At 63.7% G+C, this 23,915-nt stretch carries 23 protein-coding genes; 8 read left to right on the top strand and 15 right to left on the bottom strand.

All coding sequences use genetic code 11. The annotated features are described in order from the left end of the window. Positions 1–19: 19 nt before the first annotated feature. Positions 20–979, top strand: coding sequence for a DMT family transporter (locus NKH73_RS04535; protein WP_352928504.1), 960 nt, complete (start codon positions 20–22; stop codon positions 977–979). Positions 980–1,124: 145 nt separating this feature from the next. Here the strand turns inward: NKH73_RS04535 and NKH73_RS04540 are convergent, their stop codons facing one another. Further along, complete coding sequence (locus NKH73_RS04540) at positions 1,125–2,627, bottom strand: helicase HerA domain-containing protein (RefSeq protein WP_352928506.1); 1,503 nt, start codon at positions 2,625–2,627, stop codon at positions 1,125–1,127. A gap of 126 nt (positions 2,628–2,753) precedes the next feature. Then, positions 2,754–3,383: a choline-binding transcriptional repressor BetI gene (gene betI, locus NKH73_RS04545; protein WP_352928508.1), complete on the bottom strand. Its 630-nt coding sequence runs from the start codon at positions 3,381–3,383 to the stop codon at positions 2,754–2,756. 130 nt (positions 3,384–3,513) lie between these two features. Between betI and choX the strand changes: the two genes are divergently transcribed. The 3 genes from choX to NKH73_RS04560 all read left to right on the top strand — a co-directional run bounded on the left by choX (position 3,514) and on the right by NKH73_RS04560 (position 6,703). After that, positions 3,514–4,428 (top strand): choline ABC transporter substrate-binding protein, encoded by a 915-nt coding sequence (gene choX, locus NKH73_RS04550; RefSeq protein ID WP_502893885.1) that lies wholly within the window; start codon positions 3,514–3,516, stop codon positions 4,426–4,428. A 62-nt stretch (positions 4,429–4,490) separates the two neighbouring features. Then, complete coding sequence (locus NKH73_RS04555; protein WP_352928511.1) at positions 4,491–5,264, top strand: alpha/beta fold hydrolase; 774 nt, start codon at positions 4,491–4,493, stop codon at positions 5,262–5,264. Further along, positions 5,261–6,703: an amidase gene (locus NKH73_RS04560; RefSeq protein WP_352928513.1), complete on the top strand. Its 1,443-nt coding sequence runs from the start codon at positions 5,261–5,263 to the stop codon at positions 6,701–6,703. The genes NKH73_RS04555 and NKH73_RS04560 overlap by 4 nt, the downstream gene beginning before the upstream one ends. A gap of 2 nt (positions 6,704–6,705) precedes the next feature. Here the strand turns inward: NKH73_RS04560 and arsK are convergent, their stop codons facing one another. The 12 genes from arsK to NKH73_RS04620 form a co-directional block, all read right to left on the bottom strand. After that, on the bottom strand, positions 6,706–7,947 hold the full coding sequence (arsK, locus tag NKH73_RS04565; protein ID WP_352928515.1) for an arsenite efflux MFS transporter ArsK: 1,242 nt from the start codon (positions 7,945–7,947) through the stop codon (positions 6,706–6,708). Then, positions 7,944–9,380, bottom strand: a complete 1,437-nt coding sequence (locus NKH73_RS04570) for an NAD(P)-binding domain-containing protein (protein ID WP_352928517.1) — start codon at positions 9,378–9,380, stop codon at positions 7,944–7,946. Before NKH73_RS04570 ends, arsK begins: the two co-directional genes overlap by 4 nt. A 50-nt stretch (positions 9,381–9,430) precedes the next feature. After that, positions 9,431–9,751: an ArsR/SmtB family transcription factor gene (locus NKH73_RS04575; protein WP_095485005.1), complete on the bottom strand. Its 321-nt coding sequence runs from the start codon at positions 9,749–9,751 to the stop codon at positions 9,431–9,433. 151 nt (positions 9,752–9,902) lie between these two features. Beyond that, the gene (gene arsH, locus NKH73_RS04580) at positions 9,903–10,631 is read right to left on the bottom strand and encodes an arsenical resistance protein ArsH (protein ID WP_352928518.1); all 729 of its coding nucleotides are present in this window, start codon (positions 10,629–10,631) and stop codon (positions 9,903–9,905) included. Between the two features lie 93 nt (positions 10,632–10,724). Then, positions 10,725–11,147 carry an arsenate reductase (glutaredoxin) gene (arsC, locus tag NKH73_RS04585; protein WP_352928520.1) on the bottom strand — a complete coding sequence of 141 codons (423 nt, stop codon included), beginning with the start codon at positions 11,145–11,147 and terminating at the stop codon, positions 10,725–10,727. Further along, positions 11,144–12,208, bottom strand: a complete 1,065-nt coding sequence (arsB, locus tag NKH73_RS04590; RefSeq protein ID WP_352928781.1) for an ACR3 family arsenite efflux transporter — start codon at positions 12,206–12,208, stop codon at positions 11,144–11,146. The genes arsC and arsB overlap by 4 nt, the downstream gene beginning before the upstream one ends. A 68-nt stretch (positions 12,209–12,276) precedes the next feature. Further along, positions 12,277–12,783, bottom strand: coding sequence for an arsenate reductase ArsC (locus NKH73_RS04595; RefSeq protein WP_352928521.1), 507 nt, complete (start codon positions 12,781–12,783; stop codon positions 12,277–12,279). Positions 12,784–12,799: 16 nt separating this feature from the next. Then, entirely contained in the window at positions 12,800–13,132 is a 333-nt protein-coding gene (locus tag NKH73_RS04600) for an ArsR/SmtB family transcription factor (protein ID WP_352928523.1), read from the bottom strand. Positions 13,133–13,286: 154 nt separating this feature from the next. Further along, a complete protein-coding gene (locus NKH73_RS04605) occupies positions 13,287–14,246 on the bottom strand; it encodes an energy transducer TonB (RefSeq protein ID WP_352928525.1) in 960 nt (319 codons plus the stop codon). Next, positions 14,246–14,704 carry a TonB system transport protein ExbD gene (gene exbD / locus NKH73_RS04610; protein WP_352928527.1) on the bottom strand — a complete coding sequence of 153 codons (459 nt, stop codon included), beginning with the start codon at positions 14,702–14,704 and terminating at the stop codon, positions 14,246–14,248. Before exbD ends, NKH73_RS04605 begins: the two co-directional genes overlap by 1 nt. A 15-nt stretch (positions 14,705–14,719) precedes the next feature. After that, entirely contained in the window at positions 14,720–15,649 is a 930-nt protein-coding gene (gene exbB / locus NKH73_RS04615) for a tonB-system energizer ExbB (protein WP_352928529.1), read from the bottom strand. Positions 15,650–15,677: 28 nt separating this feature from the next. Continuing rightward, positions 15,678–16,502, bottom strand: a complete 825-nt coding sequence (locus NKH73_RS04620) for an ATP-binding cassette domain-containing protein (RefSeq protein WP_352928530.1) — start codon at positions 16,500–16,502, stop codon at positions 15,678–15,680. 198 nt (positions 16,503–16,700) lie between these two features. On the opposite strand from NKH73_RS04620, the gene NKH73_RS04625 reads away from it, so the two are divergent. The 3 genes from NKH73_RS04625 to fhuB are packed head-to-tail and all read left to right on the top strand — an operon-like array spanning position 16,701 to position 21,759. After that, a complete protein-coding gene (locus NKH73_RS04625) occupies positions 16,701–18,851 on the top strand; it encodes a TonB-dependent siderophore receptor (protein WP_352928532.1) in 2,151 nt (716 codons plus the stop codon). Beyond that, a complete protein-coding gene (locus tag NKH73_RS04630; RefSeq protein ID WP_352928534.1) occupies positions 18,848–19,750 on the top strand; it encodes an ABC transporter substrate-binding protein in 903 nt (300 codons plus the stop codon). Before NKH73_RS04625 ends, NKH73_RS04630 begins: the two co-directional genes overlap by 4 nt. A 53-nt stretch (positions 19,751–19,803) precedes the next feature. Then, positions 19,804–21,759 (top strand): Fe(3+)-hydroxamate ABC transporter permease FhuB, encoded by a 1,956-nt coding sequence (gene fhuB / locus NKH73_RS04635; RefSeq protein ID WP_352928536.1) that lies wholly within the window; start codon positions 19,804–19,806, stop codon positions 21,757–21,759. Between the two features lie 78 nt (positions 21,760–21,837). Here fhuB and NKH73_RS04640 read toward each other — a convergent pair whose 3' ends face one another. Further along, positions 21,838–22,593 carry a glutamine amidotransferase gene (locus NKH73_RS04640; protein WP_352928537.1) on the bottom strand — a complete coding sequence of 252 codons (756 nt, stop codon included), beginning with the start codon at positions 22,591–22,593 and terminating at the stop codon, positions 21,838–21,840. 157 nt (positions 22,594–22,750) lie between these two features. On the opposite strand from NKH73_RS04640, the gene NKH73_RS04645 reads away from it, so the two are divergent. Continuing rightward, the gene (locus NKH73_RS04645) at positions 22,751–23,827 is read left to right on the top strand and encodes a LacI family DNA-binding transcriptional regulator (protein ID WP_352928539.1); all 1,077 of its coding nucleotides are present in this window, start codon (positions 22,751–22,753) and stop codon (positions 23,825–23,827) included. Positions 23,828–23,915 lie beyond the last annotated feature (88 nt).

Consider the following 23,915-nt stretch of genomic DNA (forward strand, 5'->3'; position numbering starts at 1 on the left):
CATCGCGGGAGGGCATGGCATGCAGGCAGTGCCGATAGCGCATCAAGCGACGCAACCTGCCGTCAGTCCCGCATCCTCCATGGCCGGCTATCCAACCGCTGTCCTGTGCTGGCTGCTTTCGGCCGGTGTCTATATCGCGGCCAAATGGGTGGCACCTGAAATGCCGCCTTGGGGGCTATGCTTCTGGCGGCTGGCGCTGGCTTGCGCCATCCTGCTGCCGATCGTGCACCGTCACCATGAGGCAATGATCGAACTTTTGCGAACGCGCGCCGTGGAGGTCGTCGCCGTCGGCGCAATCGGCCTCACGTTGTGCCAAGGCATGATCTACCATGGCCTCAACGACACTGACGCAACCACGGCCGGCATCATCATGGCGCTATCTCCTGTCATGACGATGGTGCTCGCCCGTTTTCTGCTTGGCGAGCCGCTCGGGCTTTGGAAGTCGCTTGGCGCGCTGGTTGCGCTGGCCGGGATGGTTTTCATCGTCGCGCACGGGAACCTGACGGCACTGCTTCAGCTCAGGTTCAACGCTGGCGAGTTATGGATCGTTGGCAGCGCGTTCTGCTGGGGCCTGTATACCGTGCTTTTGCGCCGTGCCAGGTTCGGCATCGAACTCTTGCCGATGGTCGTGCTGCTGCTCGGCGCCGGCGCGCTGGTCGCTTTGCCTTTCCATCTATGGGAATTGTTCAACGACGAACGCTCCACCATGGACGTCAATAGCATTCTCGCGCTCGCCTATCTGGCAGGCCCGGGCGGCGCCTTGATGTACTATCTCTACAACAAAAGCGTGGAAACCCTTGGTGCGAGCCGGGCGAGCATGCTGCTCTATTTGCAGACAGTGTTCGTCGCCATACTCGCCTATCTATTGCTTGGCGAGGGCTTGCACGGCTACGACCTGATCGGCGCTGCCTTTATCGTCGCTGGCATCGTGCTCGCTACTGTGCTCAAACCCGGGCCGGGGCCCGCACGCGTCGCATAGAAATCTTCCGGATGGCTGGGGCGAGGAATTGGCCGTTCCGGAGTGTCCGCCTATGGGCGCAATGCAGGCATGGCCGCTGTGCCTACCATCGACTATACCAGCAGCTTGAAGAAAGGCTCTTCTTCTCACGCACCCTTCACCCACCTCACACCGCCAAACGCCCCTGCTCCGCCTCCTCCGCATTCGGATCGCCCGGTGCCGTCGCCCAGGCCAGTTCCACCAGCGTCACCGTCCGCCGTCCCACACCGTCGAGCTGGCACACGATCAGCCCCTGCTCCTCGATGTAAGTCAGCAGGCGCCGGGCGCGGCGCAGCGAGTGCGAGCCATAGGCGCGGGCGATCGCCGCGTCGCTCGGGCAGGGCCAGCCCTCCTTCGCCGCGCGGGCGATCATCATGAACACGCCTTGCATATCCTCGGGCAGCAGCGAGGCGCGAACCGAGACATCCTGCCACGCGTCATCCCCTGCCATGTCGGAGCCGAGCCCGGCGCGGGCGCGCGTCAGCATGCGGCGGAACTCCGGCAGATCCGGCACGACCGAGGCGAGGCCCTCGATGCGGCAGCGGACCACGAACTCCTGATAGAGCACGCCGATGACACGGAACCCCGCGTCGGGCTGCGCCATCACGGCGCGCAGGACACGGTCCACCCGCTCACGCCGCTCCGCCAGATCCTCGGCGCTAATCGGCGGCTCCACCGGTTCGGGGCGCATTTCCAGCGCCGCCGACTTGGCCGCCATCAGCTGGTCGAGCAGGTCCGGCGACGCCGCCCGGCGCTGCGGCCTCACTGTCTCGGGCGGCGGGGCTGCCAGGATGATCGCGCGGGCATCCTCAAGCGCCGATTCCGGCAGCGGCATCAGCCGCGGGGTGCCATTGCGCGGACTAGTATCGGTCGGGCCGATGCGCAGGCCGAGCGGACGGCGCGATAGCGCCGGGCCCAACGCAATGAACTGCCCGCGCTCCAGGTCGCGAAAAGCCTCGGCCTGTCGCCGCTCCATGCCTAAAAGGTCGGCGGCGCGCGCCATGTCGATATCGAGAAAAGTCCGGCCCATGAGGAAATTGGACGCTTCCGCCGCGACGTTCTTGGCGAGCTTGGCCAGCCGCTGGGTGGCGATGATCCCGGCAAGCCCGCGTTTGCGGCCGCGGCACATCAAATTGGTCATGGCGCCGAGCGAGAGTTTGCGCGCCTCGTCCGACACCTCGCCGGCAACCGCCGGCGCGAACAGTTGCGCCTCGTCCACCACCACCAGCATCGGATACCAGTGGTCGCGGGCGACCTCGAACAGCCCGCCGAGAAAGGCGGCGGCGCGCCGCATCTGGTTCTCGGCGTCGAGCCCTTCGAGATTGAGCACTGTCGAGACACGGTGGACGCGTGCCCGCTCGCCGGCGCTCTGCAGGCCGCGCTCGGTATGCTCCTCGGCATCGATCACCAAATGGCCGAAACGGTCGCCCAGCGACACGAAATCACCTTCGGGGTCGATAATGGTCTGCTGCACCCAGGGCGCGCTCTGCTCCAGCAGCCGGCGCAGCAGATGCGATTTGCCGGAGCCCGAATTGCCCTGCACCAAAAGGCGGGTCGCCAGCAGCTCCTCAAGATCCAGCGCCGCCGGGGCGCCCGCGGTCGTGTGGCCCATCTCGATCGCAACGGTCATGTCTCGACTCTCCTTGGGGAGAGGGCTTATCAACCGCATCGCGGCCCGTCGAGCGCGCATGGCCGACGGCTCGCTGTTGCGCACAAGCTGGACGAATGCGGATGGCGCGCAGCCATCAGGCGCCGGCTAGCTGGCCTTCTCGACGCCGACTGATGCGGGCCGCGCGGCCGGCGATTCGGCGCTTGCCAGCCGCGCGGCGACATAGTCCTTGACCTGGCGCAGCGCGTAGTCGCGCGAAACGCTGCCGGGTTGCAGGCCAAGCCGCAGCCATAGTCCGTCGATCAGCGTGGTGATGCCGAAAGCGATATCGTTTGCATCAGCTTCGACGACAAGACTGCGCAGGCCGGACAGCAAATTCGAACGCATCCGGCTGTGGATGACGCGCTGAATGCGTTTCAATTTTTCGTCGCGCGGCACCTCCGCGCATAGCGAGAGCCACGCATGACAAAGCGACGGCTGGAAGAAATGCGGCTCGAAATTGCCGTCGATCACCGCGTCGAGCCTTTCCATAGGCGTATGGGCGCCTTTCAGCCGTGCCACCACCGCATCGCGCAGCACCAGGTTCGACTCGCGCATCGCGTGTTCGAACAGCTCTCGCTTATCCCTAAAATAATGCAGCACGATGCCTTTCGACGCGCCGGCCTGTGCCGCGACCTTCTCGATCGTCGCGCCGGCTATGCCTTCCCGCTGAAGCACGGCGAATGCTGCCTGGCGCAGCTCCTTGCGGCGGATGTCGCTGAGGCGGGTGAGTTTCATGATTGGTCCCGATGCAAATGCATATTGACATTCCCGTCCACCGAGATCAACAATTGACCAGTGGGACAATAATCAGACCAGACGGTCAACAACGGGAGATATCAGAATGCTTCGCGCCTTTCTTATCAGCATGCCCTTGTGTGTTCTGGCGCTTGCGCCGCAGGCGAGCCAGGCCGCGGAACCGGAACAATGCAGAGTCGTCCGCATGGCCGAGCCTGGCTGGAACGATCTCGCCTTCACCACCGGTGTCGCCTCCGTCCTGTTCGACGCTCTCGGCTACAAGCCGCAGAGCACACTGCTCGGGATAGACGTCATCTACGCCGCCCTGAAGAACAATGATCTCGACGTCTTCCTCGGCTATTGGGACCCGGCCATGGTCGCGAATTTTGCCCCGTACAAGCAGGATGGCTCGGTCGAGACCGTCCGCATCAATCTCGAAGGCGCCAAATACACATTTGCCGTTCCAACCTATGTCTGGGAAGCAGGCGTCAAGGACGTGGCCGACCTCAAGAAGTTCGCCGACAAATTCGGAAACAAGATGTACGGCATCGAACCTGGATCGAACCAGTTGATGATGGACGCCATCGCCGACCCGAGCCTCGGTCTGAACGGTTGGGAAGTCGTCGAGTCGAGCGAAGCCGGCATGTTGTCGGAGGTCGGATATCGCATAAAGGAGAAGAACTTCATCGTCTTCCAGGGGTGGGCGCCGCATCCGATGAACACGATGTACGACTTCAAATATCTGACTGGCGGCGACAAATTCTACGGCCCCAATTTTGGCGCGGCGACCGTCAGCACCCAGGTGCGCAAGGGCTATCTGGAAGCCTGTCCGGACGCCGCGCAGCTGCTGAAGAACCTCAGCTTCGACATCGACTTCGAGAATACCGGCATGGGCTACCTGATCATTGACGGCATGGCGCCGCTCGATGCCGCTGAGAAGGCAATATCGGAAAATGAGGGAAGGCTCGACGCCTGGCTGCAAGGCGTTACCACCTTCGACGGCAAGCCGGCGCTCGACGCCGTGAAGGCAAAGCTCGGCCTGTGAACTCAGCAATGCAGGAGGGATGGGCCGGCCGCAAGCGAAGTGTCGCTATCCGCGGGATCGCCATGGCCTGTATCGAAATCGGCGGCGCCGAGCCGCCGCTTGTCCTCATCCACGGCTTTACCGATACGAGCCGCAGTTTTTCCCTGCTCGTGCCCTATCTGGAAGGCCGCCGCCTGATCATCCCGGACCTGCGCGGGCACGGCGCCTCGCAGGCCGGGACGAGCGGCTTCGGGCCGGCCGATTTCGCCGACGATCTTGCCGCGTTCATTGCCGAACTGCAGCTCGTACGGCCGGTTCTGGTGGGCCATTCGCTGGGCAGCATGATTGCAATCGAGATGGTTGCCCGGCATCCGGCTTTGGCCGGTGGACTGGTGCTGCTTGCGGGCACGCTGCAGCCCGAAATCCCCGATGCGCATCCGATGGTCGTCGGGGTGCAATCACTGCGCGACCCGATATCGCCGACGGACCCGTTCTATGCCTATTGGCACGCCTGCGAGGCGGACGTTCCACCCGACTTCCTCACAATGGCGGCGGCGGAGGCGTCGACCATGCCAGCGCCACGCTGGCGCGCCATACTGGATCAGGTGCGCCGCACCGATCTGACGGCGGCTGCGCGAAGCGTCAAGGTCGATACGCTGATCGTAAACGGCGGGCGCGACCCGCTGTTCGACAGTATGCATCGGCAGCGGCTGGTGGAAGCCTTTCCCACCGCTGCAGTCGTCGAAGCCGCAAATAGCGGCCACAACCCGCACTGGGAGGACCCGGCGCTGATCGCCCAGCTGATCTCTGCACATTTTCCGGCACACAATGAGCCGAGGCAAATGAGCCAGCCATGAAGCTGCCGGAATATGCGGCGCTCGACGCCGTTGCGCTATCCGAACATGTTCGCTCCGGCGACCTGTCCGCTACCGAGGTGGCTGAGGCGGCAATCGAGGCGATCGCAAAGATCAATCCTGTCCTCAATGCCGTGACCCTAGTCGATGCCGAAGGCGCTCGTTCCAGCGCAAGGAACGTGGATCGAAGCGCTCGTTTAGCCGGCGTTCCTTTCCTCATAAAGGATACCGGTATCCACACGGCGGACTGGCCGACAACGCATTCCTCCGCCTATTTCAGGGATGCCGCGCCCAAGCCCGATAGCGAGATCGTCCGGCGGTGGCGGACGGCCGGCCTGGTATTTCTGGGAAAGACGAACGCGCCGGAATATGCCAACGACTTCGTGACCGAGCCGGCCTTCCGCGGGCCGACGCTAAATCCCTGCGATCTGACGATCACAGCCGGCGGCTCAAGCGGTGGGGCTGCTGCCGCCGTCGCGAGCGGCATGGTGCCCGTAGCCCATGGCTCCGATATTGGCGGATCGATCCGCGTGCCGGCGGCCTGCTGCGGCTTGTTCGGCCTAAAACCTTCCCGCGCTCTTAATCCTCTCGGCCCCTATCGCGGCGAGGTCGGAGCCGGACTTCATGCCGAAAACGTGCTTTCGCGCACGGTCCGCGACAGCGCTGCCATGCTGGATATGACCGCCGGCCCGGAACTGGGGGCGCCTTACCGCGTATCCAGATCGGTGCCCTCCTATTTCGACTGGCTGCGCACGCCGAGCGAGCGCCTGCGCATCGCCTGCCTGGAACGGCGAGCCGATGGCACCGACATCGCGCCCGAAATCAAGGCCCGGTTTCTGGAGACCATGGCGCTGCTCGAGAAGATGGGGCACGAGGTGGAGGAAGCATCGTTTCCACCCGAGGCCGATTGCGGCGACGGCTGGAGCCTCCTGTGGATGTCGGAGATTGGCCTGACCATCCGGGAACGAGCCGGTGAGATCGGCCGCATGCCGGAAAACGGTGAAATCGAGCGACTGAGCCGCCACGCGCTGGAACGCTTCGAACAAGCCTCGGCGGCCGATTACCTCGATGCCCTGGGTTGCGCTCATCGAGCGTCTCTCGCCATGGCGAGAAAGTTCGATCGGTTCGATCTGATCATGACGCCGACCACGGCCGAATTACCGCTCCGGCTCGGAGAGATCAACGGCAACGGCACGCATTTCGACTATGAGGAATGGGCAAACAGGGCCTACGGGTTCGCGCCCTTCACTGAGATCTTCAACGTCACCGGGCAGCCCGCCGCCAGCCTTCCGCTCTTTCACGCCGAGGGCGGCGTGCCGGTCGGCATCCAGCTCGTTGCCCGCCAGAATGAGGATCACCGGCTGCTCCGCATTGCCCATGAGCTGGAGCAGGTAACGCAATGGCCGACGCGGCATCCGCCGATCTGGGCGGGGGACTGTTAGGATCAGCTGCTATTGGCATTCACAAGAGGTATCGCAACCTCAAGAGGCTGCCTTCTGATCAGGATGATTGCCGAGAAAGCCAATATGCCGAGCATGCCGACCGCCGCGGCCAGCCAGAGCGATGGTTGGACGCCCATGCCTGCCATCGCCATGGCGAGGGCAAATGGTGCAAGTGCCGACGAGAACTGACGCGCCGCCGTCACCCAGCCGAGCCGGGCGCCGTAACGCTCCCGTCCGAACAGTTCCAGGGGCAGCGTGCCGCCGACGATGCTGGCGAGACCCGAGCCCAATCCAAACAGGATGACGAAGGCGATGGCGCCGGCGACCGATGGTGTCGTCGCCAGCAGCACGACAAGGCCGAGCGGCAGCAATGTCGCGCCGATGACCGCAAGCCAGGTCTGTGCCAGCCGGCCGCCGAACAGCATGTTGATGAGCCGGCTCGCCACCTGGGACGGGCCGAAAAGCGTGGTGACGACGAGCCCGGCCGAGCCAAGTCCGAGCGCCGTCGTCAGCGGCACCATGTGAACGAGGATCGAGGACAGCACGAAACCCTCGACCGCGAAGCCGCCAAGCATGAGCAGAAACACCCTGCTGCGGTCGCGCGGGGTAAAGGCAACCGCACCGCCTGCCGACCCGATGACCGCAGGTGCCGCCGAAGCGCTTTCCCCAGCCCGGCGCGACAGTCGCGCCAGCCAGGCATGGATCGGCAGGCAGATGGCGACGTTGATGCCGGCAAAGACCAGATAGACCTCGCGCCAGGTCAGGTATTCGTGCAGTGCCGCCGTCAGCGGCCAGAACAGGGTGGAGGCGAAGCCGGCGATCAGCGTCAGATGGGTGATGCTTCGCTGCGCCCTGGCTCCACCGATCTGGACGATCGCCACGAAAGCGGCGCTGTAGAGCACGAAGGCGGACGCCAGCTCCATGGCCATCAGGGCCAAAACGAAGGTCACCCGACCGGGTGCTAGCGCGCAAGCGACAAGTGCTGCCGCGGCCGCTGCCGAACCAAAGGTCATCACCCGGCCGGCGCCGAAGCGATCGGCCCAGCGCCCGGCTGTCGGCGCAAACAGGCCACCGACCAGCAGCGACGCCGATAAGGCACCGAAAACCCATTGTTCCGGCCAGGCGAACTCGAGCGCGATCGACGGCACCAGGATGCTAAAACTGTAATAGAGCGTGCCGTAGCCGATGATCTGCGTCAGCCCCAACGCCCAGAGCGCCGCGGCCGGGATCTTCCGGTCGCTCATTGAGCGGCATCCACGATCTCGAGATCGCCGCTGCGCGCGGCGACGGACTGCGTGCTGCCGCAGCCGCATCCCGACTTGCCGCTGGCTTTCGCCTTGGCGTCGTCGACACAGCAGGCATCGACAGCAGCCGGCGCCGGCCCGCCGCAGCAACCCTGAGATGACGAACCTGAAAGTGACGCCGGCACGGTGCAGACGCCGGTCTCGGGCAACACCAGCTGCACGGCATCGGCCGCTTCCATATCTCCGGCGAGTGCCGCGGCGACCGAGCGGACCTGCTCATAGCCGGTCAGCAGCAGGAAGGTTGGCGCGCGGCCATAGCTTTTGACGCCGACCGTGTAAAAATCGGGCTCGGGGTGGCTGAGCTCGCGGTGGCCATGCGGCGGCACGTCGCCGCAGGAATGTTCGTTGGGATCGATGAGCGGCCCCAGCGCCTTGACGCCTTCAAGCCACGGATCGAGGTCCAGCCGAAGCTCGCGGGTCAAGGCGAGATCGGGACGCTGACCCGTCGCGGCGATGATCCTGTCGGCGGGGCCGAGCGTGCGCAATCCATCCTTTGTCTGGCCTTCGACCATCAGACCGCCGTCGACCTCGCGAATGGCAACCGTGGCAAAGCCCGTCATCAGCCGCACGCGTCCGCTCTCGGCGAGCTCCCGGACATCGGAGCCAAGCTCGCCGCGCGCCGGCAAGGCGTCGGCATCGCCGCCGCCGTAGATGCGGACGAGATCGGTGCTGCGCGTTACCCATAGCGCCGAGGTGCCCGGCTCGGTTTGCGCAAGCCTGTCTAGTTCCAGCAAGGCGTTGGCGGCGGAGTGGCCAGCGCCCACGACCAATGTCGTGCGGCCTGAATAGAGATGACGGTCGCGGCCGAGAACATCGGGAATGCCGTAGGCGATGCGGTTTCCAAATTCCCTCTCGCCTTCGGCCGGCAAGCCGCCCGCGCCCAGCGGGTTCGGCGTTTGCCAGGTGCCGGACGCATCGATGACGGCACGCGCGCTGTCTCGGCGCGTGCCCTCGGCGGTTTCGACCAGAAGCATGAACGGACGCGTCTCCCGCGCCTTGCTCAACACCTTGTCGGCTCCCCAGCGGGAAATGGCGACAACACGGGCATTGGTCTCGATCGACGGCGCCAGTTCGGACAGCTTTGCGAGCGGCGCGAGATACTGGCCGACGATTTCGTCCGCCGTGGGGAATGCCTCCGGCTCCGGCATTTGCCAGCCGTGGCTCTCGAGAAGTTTTCGGGCGACCGCATCGACGCAATAGCGCCACGGCGTGAAGACCCGCACATGGCCCCAATCCAGAAGGTTCGAGCCGACCGCGGGACCGGCCTCGTAAACCTTGACCGGAAGGCCGCGGCTGACAAGTTGGGCGGCGGCGGCCAGGCCGACAGGTCCACCGCCGATGATGGCGACCGGGAGATTGCTATTGGGAGCCATGACGCACCTTCTATGTTTCTAGGATTATAGAAATATTGGCCAAAAAAGAGTTACGCAGCCGCCTCGCCGACAGCCGGGCCGCATGCGGCATCGGCACAACATTCGTCGGCAAGAAAGCCGAGGAGATCGTTCATGACGGGGTAATTGGCACGGCAGATCAAGGTCGTTGCCTGGCGCTCCTGGGTGACCAGGCCGGTCAGGATAAGCCGGTGGAGATGATGCGACAGGGTCGACGCAGCGATGCCGAGCGTTTCCTGCAGATAACCGACCGGTCGCCCGGTTTCGCCTGCCCTCACCAGTGTGCGATAGAGATTAAGTCGCGTCGGATTGCCGAGCGCCTCGAGTTGTTTTGCTGCTTGTTCGAGTTTCATGGAAGTAAGGTAGCGCCGAAACCAGATCGCGTCAATTAGTATTTCGAAAATTCTCGAATTACTCGTATACCGGTATCCACAGCAGCCGCGTGTGGGACCGATCGGGATGAGCGGCGCATCCAGCCCGACGCCGACGAGCGGCAATAACCCCTCAGATCGACCGCTGATTGACCCGCTTGGCGACCTGTTCGGCGCTTTCGACGCGCTCGGAATAGCGGTCCGCGAGATAGTCGGATCGATCGCGCAAGAGCAGCGTGAACTTCATCAGCTCCTCCATCACGTCGACGATCCGGTTGTAGTAGGGTGACGGCTTCATGCGGCCGGCCTCGTCGAACTCGTTGGAAGCCTTGGCCACCGACGACTGATTGGGGATGGTGACCATCCGCATCCAGCGGCCAAGGATGCGAAGCTGGTTGACCGCGTTGAAACTCTGCGAACCGCCGGAAACCTGCATGACGGCAAGCGTGCGGCCCTGAGTGGGCCGCATCCCGCCCAGCGATAATGGCAGCCAATCAATCTGCGCCTTCATGACACCGGTCATCGAACCGTGGCGTTCGGGCGAACACCAGACTTGACCTTCGGACCACAGAGACAGCTCACGCAACTCCTTCACCTTAGGATGATCGGCAGGTACCGAATCCGGCAACGGCAGACCAGCGGGATTAAAGATACGGACTTCGGCACCGAGCCAGGTCAGGATACGTGCAGCTTCCTCAGTGGCCAGCCGGGAATAAGAGCGCTCCCGCAGGGAGCCGTAGAGCATCAGAATCCGAGGTTTATGAGCCGCGACAGGCACATTGAACAGCGCCGATTCATCGATCGCCGGGAACTGCTCCATCTGGATGTTCGGAAGGGACTCTGCGTGTTCGGCTACTGTCATGATCTAAGGCTTCTTTATATTTCGAGTTTAATCGAAATAGATAAATACAGCTCGTCATGGTGTCAAAGCAAATTTCGAAAAAGCTCGAAATATCTAGACGACACACTTACCCTCGGCGTCGACGACGACCTCGCCGTCTTCCTTGGTAAACGGCCCGATATCCTGGTTGGGCAGGATATCGAGAACAGCTTCGGACGGCCGAGCAAGCATGGTGCCAAGCGGCGTCACCACGATCGGCCGGTTGATCAGGATCGGATGCGCCAGCATGAAATCGATGATCTCGTCGTCCGTCCATTTGGGATCGTCGAGATTGAGCTCGGCGTACGGCGTACCCTTCTCGCGCAGCAATTCGCGCGGTGTCATCCCCAGCGCCGCGATCAGCTCGACCAGCCGTTCGCGCGACGGCGGATTTTTCAGATACTCGATCACCTCAGGCTCTTCGCCGGACTGCCTGATGATGGCGAGCGTGTTGCGCGAGGTGCCGCAGTCGGGGTTGTGATAGATGGTGATGCTCATTTCGCGGTCCTTTCCGCTTCCTTCGTTGCGGCGACTGCCGAACCACGTTCGTACCAGCCCTTGCTGCGGTTCACTATCCAAACGACCGACAGCATGACGGGCACCTCGACCAGCACACCGACGACGGTCGCAAGCGCAGCTCCCGAACTGAATCCGAACAGGCTGATCGCTGCCGCGACCGCCAGCTCGAAGAAGTTCGATGCGCCGATGAGTGCGGAGGGTCCGGCCACGCAATGCTGTTCGCCGGAGATGCGATTGAGCAGGTAGGCAAGGCCGGAGTTGAAGTAGACCTGGATCAGGATCGGCACTGCGAGCAGCGCGATGATCATTGGCTGCGCAATGATCTGCTCCCCCTGGAAGCCGAACAGCAGGACCAATGTTGCTAGCAGCGCGACAAGCGACAGCGGCTGCAACGTCTGAAGCAGGCCGTTCAGCGCGCCTTCTCCTCCGGATGCAAGCAGCCAGCGGCGCAGGAGTTGCGCGATGATGACCGGAATGACGATGTAGAGCACCACCGACAGGACGAGCGTATCCCAAGGCACTGTGATGGCCGACAGGCCAAGCAGAAGGCCCACGATCGGCGCGAAGGCGACAACCATGATCGCATCGTTGAGCGCGACCTGGGACAGGGTGAAATGCGGTTCGCCCTTAGTCAGGTTCGACCATACGAACACCATAGCCGTGCATGGAGCTGCCGCCAGGATGATCAGTCCGGCGATATAGGAATCGATCTGCTCCAGGGGCAAATAGGGACGGAACAGCCAGCCGATGAACAGCCAGCCGAGCAGGGCCATCGAGAACGGTTTGACGGCCCAGTTGATGAACAGCGTCACGCCGATACCGCGCCAGTGGCGGCCCACTTCACCCAGAGCGGCAAAGTCGATCTTCAGCAGCATCGGGATGATCATCAGCCAGATCAAAACAGCGACGGGGATGTTGACCTTGGCGACCTCGGCCGCCCCGACTGCGTGGAAGAACCCTGGCAGTAGATGGCCGAGTGCGATGCCCGCGACGATGCAGAGTGCTACCCAAAGGGTCAGGTATTTTTCAAAAGAGCCTATGCCGGCCGATGGGCTTTCGTCGGTCTCGAGAGTGTGATCGGTCATCGTGCGTCTTTTCTGTTTCTGACTCAACCGGCCTTGGGCAGCTCGCTGCCAATCTCATCGAGCCGCTTCTGAAGCGCCAGCTTGTCCAACGAGTTCATCGGCAGGCTGACAAAGATCGAGATCCGATTGTTAAGCATGCGGTAGGCTTCGGCAAAGGCCAGGTGCTTTTCGGCGTCCGTGCCTCCCACGGCGGCCGGGTCGGGCACGCCCCAATGCGCCGTCATCGGCTGCCCCGGCCAGACCGGGCAGGATTCATTGGCCGCGTTGTCGCACACCGTGAAGACGAAATTCATCTCGGGCGCGCCGGCAACGGCGAATTCCTGCCAGTCCTTCGAACGGGCGAAGGACGTGTCGTGGTTGAGGGTTTTCAAAAGCTGGAGCGCGTAGGGATGGACCTCTCCCTTCGGGTGCGATCCAGCCGAATAGGCCCTGAACTTGCCGGCGCCGACACGGTTCAGGATCGCCTCGGCGAGGATCGACCGTGCCGAATTGCCGGTGCACAGGAAAAGAACATTGTATGGCTCACTCATGGCGTAGTCCTCCCTTCTAACAGTTGCAAGTCACCGCCTGAATGACCGGCTGACAGAGCTCCGGCGCGCCGTTGCAGCAATCCTCCATGAGATAGGCAAGCAGATCGCGAAAGCCGGTCATGTCGGCGACGTAGCGGATTGTCCGGCCGTCGCGCTCGGCGCGGACCAGACCGGCATGGTCAAGAACCTTCAGATGCGCCGACATGGTGTTCTGCACCGTACCGAGGCGCGAGGCGATCTCGCCGGCGGGAACACCATCTGCGCCCGACCGGACCAGCAGGCGAAACACTTCGAGCCTGGTGTCCTGGCCAAGCGCTGCCAATGCGAGAAGAGCGGTGTTCTTATCCATACATCCTAGAATCCGGAACTATGGATGTATATGGCCGGCATATGACAACCGGATGACTATTGGTATCGAGATCGTTGCTGCAGGCGGGCTGCAATGATCCGCATCCGGCAAGGACAACCTGGAGCCGGAAGAACCTGGTCCTCGGTCGTGCTGCCTAGTTGCGCAGGTTGAACACGAAAGGCGCCGTGCGACTTATCCGCGAGCCGAGTTCTGCCGGTGGCGCCGGCACTTTGGCACCTTGCAGCGCGTTGAGCGCCGCACGATCGAGGTCGGCATCGCCGGAGGAACGAGCCAGCCTGGCGGATAGAACGCGGCCGGATCCGTCAACCGTAAAGGCGACTTGCGGACTACCTTCCGCGCGCCGGGCTTTCGCCGCCCTCGGATAGTCCGTGTGCCGCCTGATCCATGCACTCAGGCGCGAGTCCCACTTGGACGAGTCGCCGCGTCTCGAAGCCGCTACTTTGGCCGGTTTCGTTGCGGCCGCTCTGGCTGCGGATTTCACAGCCGGTGCAGCTTTCTCCTTTTTCGGACGCTGTCTGGCCTCTCTGACCGGCTTCTTCGCCTTGACCTCAGCCGGCTCCTTCACCTTGGCCTTTGCCTGCTTCTTTGGCTTGGCCTCGACGGGTTTGTCGACCGGCTTCGGCTGCGGCAGCGGGATGACCACTTCCGGCGTGACGGCCTCGGCAACATCCGGCACGACCTCCTCAAGCGGCGGCTGGTCGACCCGTTCCGCCACGGTCGGCGGGGTGGGCTCGACTGCGTCGGCCGGAGCGGCTTCCGACGGCTCTTCGACCGGCTCTGCCTGCTCGACGGGCGGTTCGGGTGGAGGCTCCGTTTCGGCTATCTCGGGTTCCTCGGCCGGATCCGGCTGATCAGGCGTCAACTCCTCCGGCATCGGGGCCGGCACGGCCGGCGTGAACACCATCGGTGACAGCTCGATCACCTGCGCCTGCGGCGGCCCGCCATCGGGCGCTGCCGGGCGCCAGCTCTGCATCGCATAGCCGATCGCGGCATGCGTCACCAGAACCAGCGCAGCCGCGCCCGCCCACCACGCCATCTCGCGTACGCCGAAACGGCGCTGATCGGCCATAGGCAGGGCGGCCGCCGGCGACATTATTGACCCGTTCCGTTTTGCGGCGCCGCGGCATCGCCGGGCATCGTCTCGAGGCCGACCAGCGCGATCTTCAGATAGCCGGCGCCCCGCAAAAGGTTCATCACCTCCATCAGATCGCCATAGCCGACCGCCTTGTCGGCACGCAGGAAGATGCGCGTCTGCCTGTCGCCCTTTGTCCTGCCGACGAGCGTGGCGGCGAAGGCTTCGCGCGGCACGGCATCGTTGCCGACCGCCAGGCTGAGATCGTCTTTCAGGGTCAGGAACAGCGGCGTCTCCGGCCGGGGAGCAGGCGTTGCGGTCGAGCCCGGCAGGTCGACATTGACATCCACCGTCGCCAGCGGTGCCGCGACCATGAAGATGATCAGCAGGACCAGGATCACGTCGATGAACGGCGTGACGTTGATCTCGTGGTTCTCCTCGAGATCGCCGTCGATGTTCTCTCGAATTCTAGCCGCCATGGCGTCGCTCCGTGTTCATTCCGCGGCCATCGACTTTGCCGGCGCGACCGTGCGGAAATCCAGATCCCGGCTGACCAGCCGTTCGACCCCTGCCGACGCGTCGGCGAGGATCTGCCTGTAGCCGGCTATCGATCGTGCAAAGACGTTGTAGATGACCACCGCCGGGATCGCCGCGACAAGCCCCATCGCGGTGGCCAGCAGGGCTTCCGCAATGCCCGGCGCGACGACGGCGAGATTGGTGGTCTGCGCCTGCGAGATGCCGATGAAGGCGTTCATGATGCCCCAGACCGTGCCGAAAAGGCCGACAAAGGGCGCGGTCGAGCCGATCGTCGCCAGGACGCCGGTGCCGCGCGACATGCGCCGCGCCGCCGCCGCCTCGATGCGCGACAGGCGCGAGGTGACCCGTTCCTTCAGCCCGTCGCCGGACACTTGGTCGAGCGAGCCGGCCGAAAGCGCGGTCTCTTCCTCGGCTGCCCGCACCAGCAGGGCGCCAGGTCCGCCATCGTGGCCAAGCGCGCGGCCGGCCTGGTTCAGCGTCGCGGCATTGCCGATCGCTTGTGCCGCGCGGCGGGCGCGCAGCTTGCCGCCAAGGATCTCCAGCGATTTGGCCAGCCATATCGTCCAGGTGACAAAGGACGCGAATGCCAGCCCGATCATCACCGCTTTCACGACGATGTCGGCCGCCATGAACATACCCCATGGCGACAGATCATGCGGCAGGGTCAGAGACGTCGCCGTGGAAGGACCCGTCTCGGTGGGCTGCGTCGCCGGCGGCACGACCGCGCCCGGCGCAGCCTCTCCAGGCGCGGGGGCGGGAGCCTCGATCGCCGGAGCCGCACCCGGTTGCTCCTGGGCGACAGCGCCCGGTTGCTCCTGGGCGGCAGTGCCGCCGGCCGACAGGATGACGGATGCGATCAACGCCGCGAACAAACCATGTCTGGACAAGGGCTTCTTCCTTATTCTCACAGTGGCCTCATTGCACATAGCCGATGGGCTGGCCGGTCACGGGGTGCGCAAACACGCCCATCTCCACACCGAAAATTCCTTTGAGCACGTCGCCCTGCATGATCTGGTCCGGCGTGCCGCGCGTCAGCAGCTTTCCGTCCTTCAGCGCGATCAATTCGTCGCAGTAGCGCGCCGCCATGTTGGGATCGTGCAGCACCACGACGACGCACAGGTCGCGTTTGCGGCTGAGATCCTTGACCAGCCCCAGCACCTCGACCTGATGGGCGATATCGAGGGCCGAGATCGGCTCGTCGAGCAGCATGACGCCGGCATTCTGCGCCACCAGCATCGCCAGCCAGGCGCGCTGGCGCTCGCCGCCGGACAATTCGTCCACCAGCCGGTCGGTGAAGTCGGCCATGTCGGTCAGGACAAGCGCCTCGTCGACATGGCGCCTGTCTTCGTGTCCGAAGCGGCCGAGCGCACCATGCCAGGGATAGCGCCCGAGCGTCGCCAGCTCGCGCACGGTCAGGCCGGTCGCCGCCGGCGTCGTCTGCGGCAGATAGGCCAGCGCACGGGCGAGCTCGCGCGCGCCCCACTGCACCAGCGGCCGCTGCGCGAAGGTGATGCCGCCCGAACTTGCCGGCTGCTGGCGCGCCAGGAGCTTGATCAGCGTCGACTTGCCCGAGCCGTTATGCCCGATCAGCCCGTAGACGCGTGAGCGCTGCAGCTCGAGCGTGACAGGGCCGAGCAGCGTCCGCTCGCCGACGGCGAACCGCACCGCTTCGACATTGAAAGCAGTCTGGGCATGAATTCCAGCCACAGTATCGGCCTCTCCCCAGCTTTGCGCACTCATTTCGAAATCCAATTTTCGGCAATCCGGTTTTCGGCGCCGTGCCCGGTTGACTATGAAACATGACTTTACTAGTCAACAATGAAGATGACTTTTTGAGTCAACAAAATGTTGTGACGCGCCGAATTTGCGTCGAAATTCAAAAAAGTGAGGCGTGCCGAGATGGTGAGTGGTTCTGGTCGCGGAAGAATCCGAGATGAAATGCCTGCGCGCCGAAACCTGCTGATCGCGGCGATGTCGCTGCCTGCGCTGCTTGGCAGCCACGCCGTCGCGCAGGAAACCACCACTCTCGACCCGATCAATGTTCAGGAACGCGTCGAAAGCGCCTTTGGAACGCTCGACGGCTATGTCGCCACCCAGGGCTCTACCGCCACCAAGACCGACACACCGCTGATCGAGACGCCGCAGTCGATATCGGTCATCACCGCCGATCAGATCGCGGCGCAGGGCGTGGAAAGCATCGGCAATGCCATGCGCTACACGGCAGGTGTCGCCGGTGAGATGTGGGGCAACGACACCCGTGGTTACGGCCTGCAGATCCGTGGTTTCGATATATCGGACGAAGCCTTCTACAAGGACGGCCTGCGCCTCAAGGGATCGGATTTCGCGACCTTCCTCTCGCTCGATCCCTATGGTGCGGAACGCATCGAAGTTCTGCACGGCCCTGCCTCAGTGCTTTACGGCCAGAATAGCCCGGGCGGCATCATCAACTACGTCAGCAAGCGTCCGACCGGCGAGACGTTCCAGGAGATCGAAGTCAGCGCCGGCAGCTTCGACCGTTATCAAGCCCAGTTCGACATGGGCGGCAAGGTCGATGAGGCCGGCGTGCTCAGTTACCGGCTGACCGGGCTTTTCCGTGACGGGGAAACCGATGTCGACTTCGTCAACGACGACCGCATTTTTCTTGCGCCGTCGCTCAAATGGCAGCCAGACGAAGACACAAGCCTGACACTGCTCGCCACCTACCAGCGCGATCGAACCGGCTGGGGCATCCAGTTCCTGCCGGCCGACGGAACGGTGTTCCCGGGCCTCGATGGAAAACGCCTGCCAAACAGCCGTTTCGTCGGCGAGCCGGCATTCAACGAGTTCAACCCGACGCTTGCCATGGTCGGCTACGAGTTAGAGCACCGATTCAACGAAACTTGGCTGCTGCGCCAGAACGCCCGCTATTCCTACCTCGACAATGACGAGCAGCTTGGCGTGTTCGGCGGCGGCGCCAACCCCAATCCCGATCTGGATCCCGGCCTCGATCCCGATGGCCATACCTATCATCGTTATGCCGATGCCGGGCGCTCGAAGCTCGGCAACTTCTCGGTCGACAACCAGACCCAGGCGACGTTCGACACCGGACCGCTCGCCCACACCCTGCTGATGGGCCTCGACTACCAGTATACCGACTACAGCGACTGGGGCGGGTCAGGAACGGTCGCTCCGCTCGATGACATCTTCGATCCGGTTTACGGTGCGCCAGTGACGGATCTGACGCCCTATAAGGACACCGACACCAGGCAGTGGCAGGTCGGTCTGTACGCGCAGGATCAGATCAAATACGAAAACTGGGCGCTGACCTTCGGAGGCCGCCAGGATTGGACGAACAGCGAAATTCTGGACAAGCTTGAGGATAGCACGATCGAGCAGTCGGACAGCGCCTTCACCGGCCGGGTCGGCCTCGTCTACCTCTCCGATATCGGGCTGGCGCCCTATCTCAGCTATTCGACGTCATTCTATCCGGAAATCGGCACCGGCAGCGACGGCAAAGCCTTCAAGCCGGAAACCGGCGAGCAATATGAAGTCGGTGTGAAGTACCAGCCGGAAGGCTGGAACAGCTTCGTGACGGTCGCCGCCTTCGATCTGACCCGCGAAAACGTCGTGCGCAGTTTCGGCAACGATAGTTTCCAGACTGGCAAGATCCGCTCGCGCGGCATCGAGGTGGAAGGCGTGGCAAGCCTGGACTCTGGCTGGGACATCAAGCTCGCCTACGCCTACATCGACATGGAGATCCTCGACGATTCCGAAGGCAACGGCGGCAACATGCCCTATGGCGTGCCTAACCACCGCTTGTCCCTCTGGGGCGACTACACCTTCCATAGTGGCAAACTGGAGGGTTTTGGCTTCGGCGCGGGCGTCCGCTATATCGGTTCGAGCCAGGGCGACGACGAGAATTCTTTCCAGGTGCCGGCGGCAACGCTGGTCGACGCCGCCCTCCACTACGACTGGAAGAATATGAAGTTCCAGCTCAACGCCAGCAACCTGTTCGACAAGACCTATGTTTCGACTTGTTACAATCGGAGTTCCGGCTGCTTCTATGGAGAGGGCCGCAAGATCACCGGCTCGATGAAGTATCGTTGGTGAACAATACCGTATCGCGGCGTCACATCGGGACCGCTGCCGGCTCGCTCACCAGGCGTGAGTGCATCGGGGCGTTTGCTGCGGCCTGTTGTGGAATGGCGGCATTGCCGGCGCGTGCCGCGCGGCCGCCGCGGATCGCCTGCCTCGAATGGACTTCGGCAGAGATGGTCATCTCGCTCGGGATCGGCCCGGTCGCGGTCGCTGACATCAAAGGTTATCGCGACTGGGTCGTGGGTCCGGATCTTCCCGCCGGCTGCATCGATCTCGGCTCGCGCGGCGAGCCCAATCTCGAACTGCTCCTGGAACTCAAGCCCGACCTGATCACCGGCGCCTATGGCTTCGGGCTCGACGAAGCACCATTCAAGCGGATCGCGCCAGTGCACACCGTACCCTTCTACGACGGTACCGAGGCGCCTTATCGCCAGGCCGAAATTGAAACGCTGAAACTTGGCCTGCAACTCGGCCGCGAGGCTGAGGCGCAACGGCTTATCCGGGAGACGGCGGCGGCAATCGCCCAGATCAAGGCGCAATTTTCAGAACGGGCAAAGCAACCGCTCGCGGTGGTCAGCATGTTCGACGACCGTCACGTCCGTGTTTACGGCAAGGGCGGTCTGTTCCAGGACGTGCTCGACAGGTTGAGCCTCACCAATGCCTGGACGGCGCCGACCGATGGCTGGGGGTTTTCGATGCTGGGCATCGAAGACCTGGTTGCGATAGGCGAGGCTCGCGTGATTTCCCTCGATCCGATCCCCCCGCATGTGAAGATCAGGATTGACCAAAGCAGCCTCTGGGCGAATCTTCCCTGCGTCAAAGCCGGCAACGTCAGAACAATCCCGCCGGTATGGCCGTTTGGCGGACTTGCCGCCGCTGCCCGCTTCGCAAATTTGCTGGCCCGGGCATGACCGTCATGCAGTCCACGGCCGACCGTCGTGCTCGTTTCGTGGCAGGCGGTTGGATGCTCGTCGCCCTCGTCGGCGTGCCGGCGGTGCTCGCCGCATATCTTACCGCTGCCCAGCTTTTGCGCCTGTTGCCCGCCGACATGTGGTGGCAATCGCTCGGGGCGACGGACCTTGCCGATCCGCGGCAGCTGCTTTACCGCCATGCCTTTCTGCCGCGTCTGGCGATCAGTCTGCTGGCCGGCGCGGCGCTCGGCCTGACCGGCACGCTGCTCCAGCAGGTGCTGCGTAATCCGCTCGCCGAGCCGACCACCATAGGCACAAATGCGGGCGCCACCGTCGCCCTGACGATCGCCACGCTCTACGCGCCGTGGATGCTGGAGCAAGGTCGCGAATGGGTGGCGCTCGCCGGCGGCGCCCTGTCGACGCTGGCGGTTCTGGCTCTGGCCCAAGGCCGGAGTTTCTCGCCGGTCGCGATCATCATCTCCGGCCTGGTGGTCAGCCTCACATGCAGTTCGGCAAGCGCCCTGCTGATGGCAGCCAATCGCGAATATTCCGAGGAGCTTTTCATCTGGCAGAGCGGTTCGCTGATCCAGAACGGCGACGCCGTGGTGCTCGGGTTCGCGCCATGGCTCGCGGTGGCCGGCATTGCCGCCTTCCTTCTGCTCCGGCCGCTGCGGCTTCTCGACCTGAGCGACGAGGGCGCGGAAAGCCTCGGGACGAAACCCGTGGTGACACGACTGGCGGGGATGGCTGTTGCCGTCGCGCTGAGCAGTATGGTGGTCGCAGCCGTCGGCGTCATCAGCTTCGTGGCGCTTGCGGCGCCGGCGCTGGTCAGGCTCGCCGGCGCACGGACCTTGCGCCAGCGCATGATCTGGGCGCCGCTTACAGGTGCCGCGCTGTTGTGGCTGACCGATCGGCTGGTGCAGGTCATGCCGTTCACCTCCGAAATCCCGGCAGGCGTGGCGACTGCATTTCTTGGTGCGCCGCTGCTGTTTCTCCTCCTGCCTAAATTGCGCACCAGCCCCGATCGGGACGGCGCCATGCTGTCTTCCGTGCGCAGGCGTAGCGGCTGGGCCCATCTGCTGGCCGGGCTCGTCGTGATGGCGCTTCTTCTCTGCGCCGCGCTTGTTGTCGGGCGAGGCGCGACCGGCTGGCACGTGGCCTCGGCCGCCGAACTTGCCGACCTCCTGCCGCTCAGAGCGCCTCGCGTCGCCGTCGCGGTTTCCGCCGGTATGATGCTGGGCGTGGTCGGCACGCTGATGCAAAGGATGACCGGCAATCCGATGGCGGCGCCCGAGGTGCTGGGCGTATCTGGCGGCGCCTCGCTAGGCATCCTGCTGCTTTTCGTCGCGACTACTGATGTCAGCCGCCCGGCAATGATCGCCGCCGGTCTCGTCGGGGCGCTGGCCAGCCTGGTGATGATTTCGCAGGCCGGGCGCCGGCAGCCCATCGCGAATGATCGGTTGCTGCTTTCCGGTGTCGCCGTGGCGACGATGGCGTCGGCATTTTCGGCGGTGATGCTTGCCAGCGGCGATCCTCGGCTCGATACACTCATCGGCTGGCTATCCGGCTCCACCTACCGGGCCACCGCCGCCGATGCCACAATCGCCGCTGTGACGGCAATTGCTCTGCTGGCCATCGTGCCCCTCACCATCCGTTGGCTGGACATCCTGCCGCTTGGAGAAGCCGCCGCGCGCGGGCTCGGGCTTAGCCTCTTTCGCGTGCGGATCATCCTGCTGGTGCTTATTTCCGTGCCGACGACAATTGCCACGCTTGTCATCGGGCCGCTCAGCTTCGTCGGATTGATGGCGCCGCACCTGGCCCGCATGCTCGGCTTCCAGCGCGCCTTGCCGCCGCTTTTCGCATCCGCGATCCTTGGCGGCATGATGCTTGTTTCGGCCGACTGGGCCGGCCGGATGCTCATTTTCCCGTGGCAGATTCCGGCGGGTTTGCTAGCTGCTCTGGTCGGTGGTCCTTACTTCATGGTGCTGATGTGGAAAGGCCGGCAATGAGTGCGAGCCTTGGCACCGCCAAGTGTTTTGCCCTGGCGGCCACCGAAATGTCCCACTGTTAGCCGGCTCCGCCGGAGATTATTTACCGGACACCCACGCCGCCAATTGCCGCCACAGCGGCGCATAGCCCTGCCATTCGACGAAGGCGGCCGGCGCCCAATGCGGTGCGCAATCCGAGGTGAAGGCGACGCTTCTGCCCTTGCCGTACTGGCCGGCGACGATCAGCGGATCATCGCCAACCTTTGCCACCACGGTGGCGTCGCCTTTCGGCGCGACGCGGTTGAAGCCGAGCAGGTGCGGCCACGCCGACCCGAGGCCGGCGACGATCGGATGCGCCGCCTCGAGGATTTGCGGCGTCACCCCTTGCGGGGACTCGACGCGATCGTCCGTCTTGGCGATGTTGACAGGCAGGATCTCCTCGATCGCCGTTCCGGAATATTGGCCTTTGGCTTCGATGCCCTGGAAGGTCATGTAGCCGCCGATCATGACGAAGCCGCCGCCCGCTGCGACATAGTCGCGGATTGCATGCAGCCTGTTGGGCAAAGCGACCGAGCGAACGAATGTGTCGGGATGGAGCAGCAGCGTGTTGGCGCCCACATCGCTCAGCATCACGCAATCATATTGGGAGAGCGCTTTCGCATCGAACGGGAAATCGCGCGCGGCGACATGGGCGGGCTGGTAATCCACCTGCCAGCCGCCGGTTTCGAGCGCATCGCGCAGCCAGCGGATCCCCTCCGCATATTCAACCGTCGAGAAGCTGTCGAACCCCTTTTGATGGGTGCTGTGCACGGTCCATGATTCACCGGCAATCAGAACGCGTCCCGTCGTAGCCATCCTTTTCTCCCTGCCGATTTCCGTGACCGCGCTCGCCGGCTCTGCCCATCCGTAACGGGAACGTAATTTACGAAACCGGTTTAGTAAAGCGGTTTACAAACCCGATTTCCTATGCTGAAATCCCGATCGACAAGAAACATTGGCGAAGCCCGCCCTTATGAAGAAGCCTACGGCATCGACGATCAGGAATGTGGCGCACGCGGCCGGCGTGTCGGTTACCACTGTCTCGCGTCACCTGAACGGCCGTATCAAGCTGCCGGCGGAAACCAGCGAGCGCATCAGGGCAGCCGTGGCGAAACTGGAATATCGCCCCAACGCCATTGCCCGGCGTTTGAGCAAAGGCAGCAGCGAAACCATTGGGCTGATCGTCTCCGACATCTCCTATCCTTTTTTCGCCGCCATCGCGAGCGCGGCGGAAGAGGAAGCGAGCCGTCTCGGCTACAGCCTGGTGATGTTCAACAGCCGCAACATCGCGGCCAAGGAACTGGGCTTTCTGTCGCGCATCGACGACGCGCAGGTCGACGGCATCCTCCTGATGACCAACCATCCCGACGACGGCGCGCTGGTCCAAAAGATCAATACTTGCAGCAATGTCGTCCTGGTCGACGAGGACGTTCCGGGCGCCATCGCGCCGCGCCTGTTTGCCGACAATCGGCTCGGCGCCCAGCTTGCGACCGAGCATCTCCTGGAGCACGGCCACACCGCGATCGCCTTTGTCGGCGGGCCGCCGGCGCTGCTCAGCAGCAAGGAACGGTTCGGCGCTTTTGCTGACAGTCTCAAGCACCGGGGCCTGGAGGTGGACCCCGACTACGTCTTCTTCGGCGACTATGACGAGCAGTCCGGTCTTGATGCATTCCTGCGGTTCGCCGCGCTCGACACTCCGCCGACCGCCATCTTCGCCTCCGCCGACATGCTGGCGTTGGGGATTTTGCAGGGCTGCCGCACGCTCGGCATCACCGTGCCGACCGACCTGTCGCTGGTCGGCTTCGACGACATTCGCAACGTCGATCTTCTCGATCCTCCGCTGACCGCCGTACATCAGTCGGCGGAGGAATTCGGCCGCCGCGCGGTCGGCCTGCTGATCGACCACATCAACGGCGCCGAAATACCGGACGCAGCGCCGGTCGCGGTGAAGCTTGTCGTGCGCCACTCCGTGGCCGCGCCGCGCACAATAAAGTGGAAACCAGCTGGAAACGCCTCAGGGGAAAACCGACCGCCGGCAAGAGTGGGATAGGCCATGATCCCGAACCGAAGGTCCGCGTTAGCGAAAAGTGGGACCTGGTTTTCGGAAAAGATCATGGCCCAGAAAGACAACAGAGACG

It is taken from the genome of Mesorhizobium sp. M0938 (assembly GCF_040319125.1).
GTDB classification, from domain to species: Bacteria; Pseudomonadota; Alphaproteobacteria; order Rhizobiales; family Rhizobiaceae; genus Mesorhizobium; species Mesorhizobium robiniae.

Coding starts and splice junctions, on each gene's coding strand:
- NKH73_RS04625 (WP_352928532.1), top strand. CDS start 16,701: ATGCCTGCGCGCCGAAACCTGCTGATCGCGGCGATGTCGCTGCCTGCG.
- NKH73_RS04560 (WP_352928513.1), top strand. CDS start 5,261: ATGAAGCTGCCGGAATATGCGGCGCTCGACGCCGTTGCGCTATCCGAA.
- choX (WP_502893885.1), top strand. CDS start 3,514: ATGCCCTTGTGTGTTCTGGCGCTTGCGCCGCAGGCGAGCCAGGCCGCG.
- arsH (WP_352928518.1), bottom strand. CDS start 10,631: ATGACAGTAGCCGAACACGCAGAGTCCCTTCCGAACATCCAGATGGAG.
- betI (WP_352928508.1), bottom strand. CDS start 3,383: ATGAAACTCACCCGCCTCAGCGACATCCGCCGCAAGGAGCTGCGCCAG.
- NKH73_RS04535 (WP_352928504.1), top strand. CDS start 20: ATGCAGGCAGTGCCGATAGCGCATCAAGCGACGCAACCTGCCGTCAGT.
- fhuB (WP_352928536.1), top strand. CDS start 19,804: ATGCTCGTCGCCCTCGTCGGCGTGCCGGCGGTGCTCGCCGCATATCTT.
- arsC (WP_352928520.1), bottom strand. CDS start 11,147: ATGAGCATCACCATCTATCACAACCCCGACTGCGGCACCTCGCGCAAC.
- NKH73_RS04555 (WP_352928511.1), top strand. CDS start 4,491: ATGGCCTGTATCGAAATCGGCGGCGCCGAGCCGCCGCTTGTCCTCATC.
- NKH73_RS04595 (WP_352928521.1), bottom strand. CDS start 12,783: ATGAGTGAGCCATACAATGTTCTTTTCCTGTGCACCGGCAATTCGGCA.
- arsK (WP_352928515.1), bottom strand. CDS start 7,947: ATGAGCGACCGGAAGATCCCGGCCGCGGCGCTCTGGGCGTTGGGGCTG.
- NKH73_RS04620 (WP_352928530.1), bottom strand. CDS start 16,502: ATGAGTGCGCAAAGCTGGGGAGAGGCCGATACTGTGGCTGGAATTCAT.
- NKH73_RS04600 (WP_352928523.1), bottom strand. CDS start 13,132: ATGGATAAGAACACCGCTCTTCTCGCATTGGCAGCGCTTGGCCAGGAC.
- NKH73_RS04640 (WP_352928537.1), bottom strand. CDS start 22,593: ATGGCTACGACGGGACGCGTTCTGATTGCCGGTGAATCATGGACCGTG.
- NKH73_RS04575 (WP_095485005.1), bottom strand. CDS start 9,751: ATGAAACTCGAACAAGCAGCAAAACAACTCGAGGCGCTCGGCAATCCG.
- NKH73_RS04540 (WP_352928506.1), bottom strand. CDS start 2,627: ATGACCGTTGCGATCGAGATGGGCCACACGACCGCGGGCGCCCCGGCG.
- NKH73_RS04570 (WP_352928517.1), bottom strand. CDS start 9,380: ATGGCTCCCAATAGCAATCTCCCGGTCGCCATCATCGGCGGTGGACCT.
- exbD (WP_352928527.1), bottom strand. CDS start 14,704: ATGGCGGCTAGAATTCGAGAGAACATCGACGGCGATCTCGAGGAGAAC.
- NKH73_RS04645 (WP_352928539.1), top strand. CDS start 22,751: ATGAAGAAGCCTACGGCATCGACGATCAGGAATGTGGCGCACGCGGCC.
- NKH73_RS04605 (WP_352928525.1), bottom strand. CDS start 14,246: ATGTCGCCGGCGGCCGCCCTGCCTATGGCCGATCAGCGCCGTTTCGGC.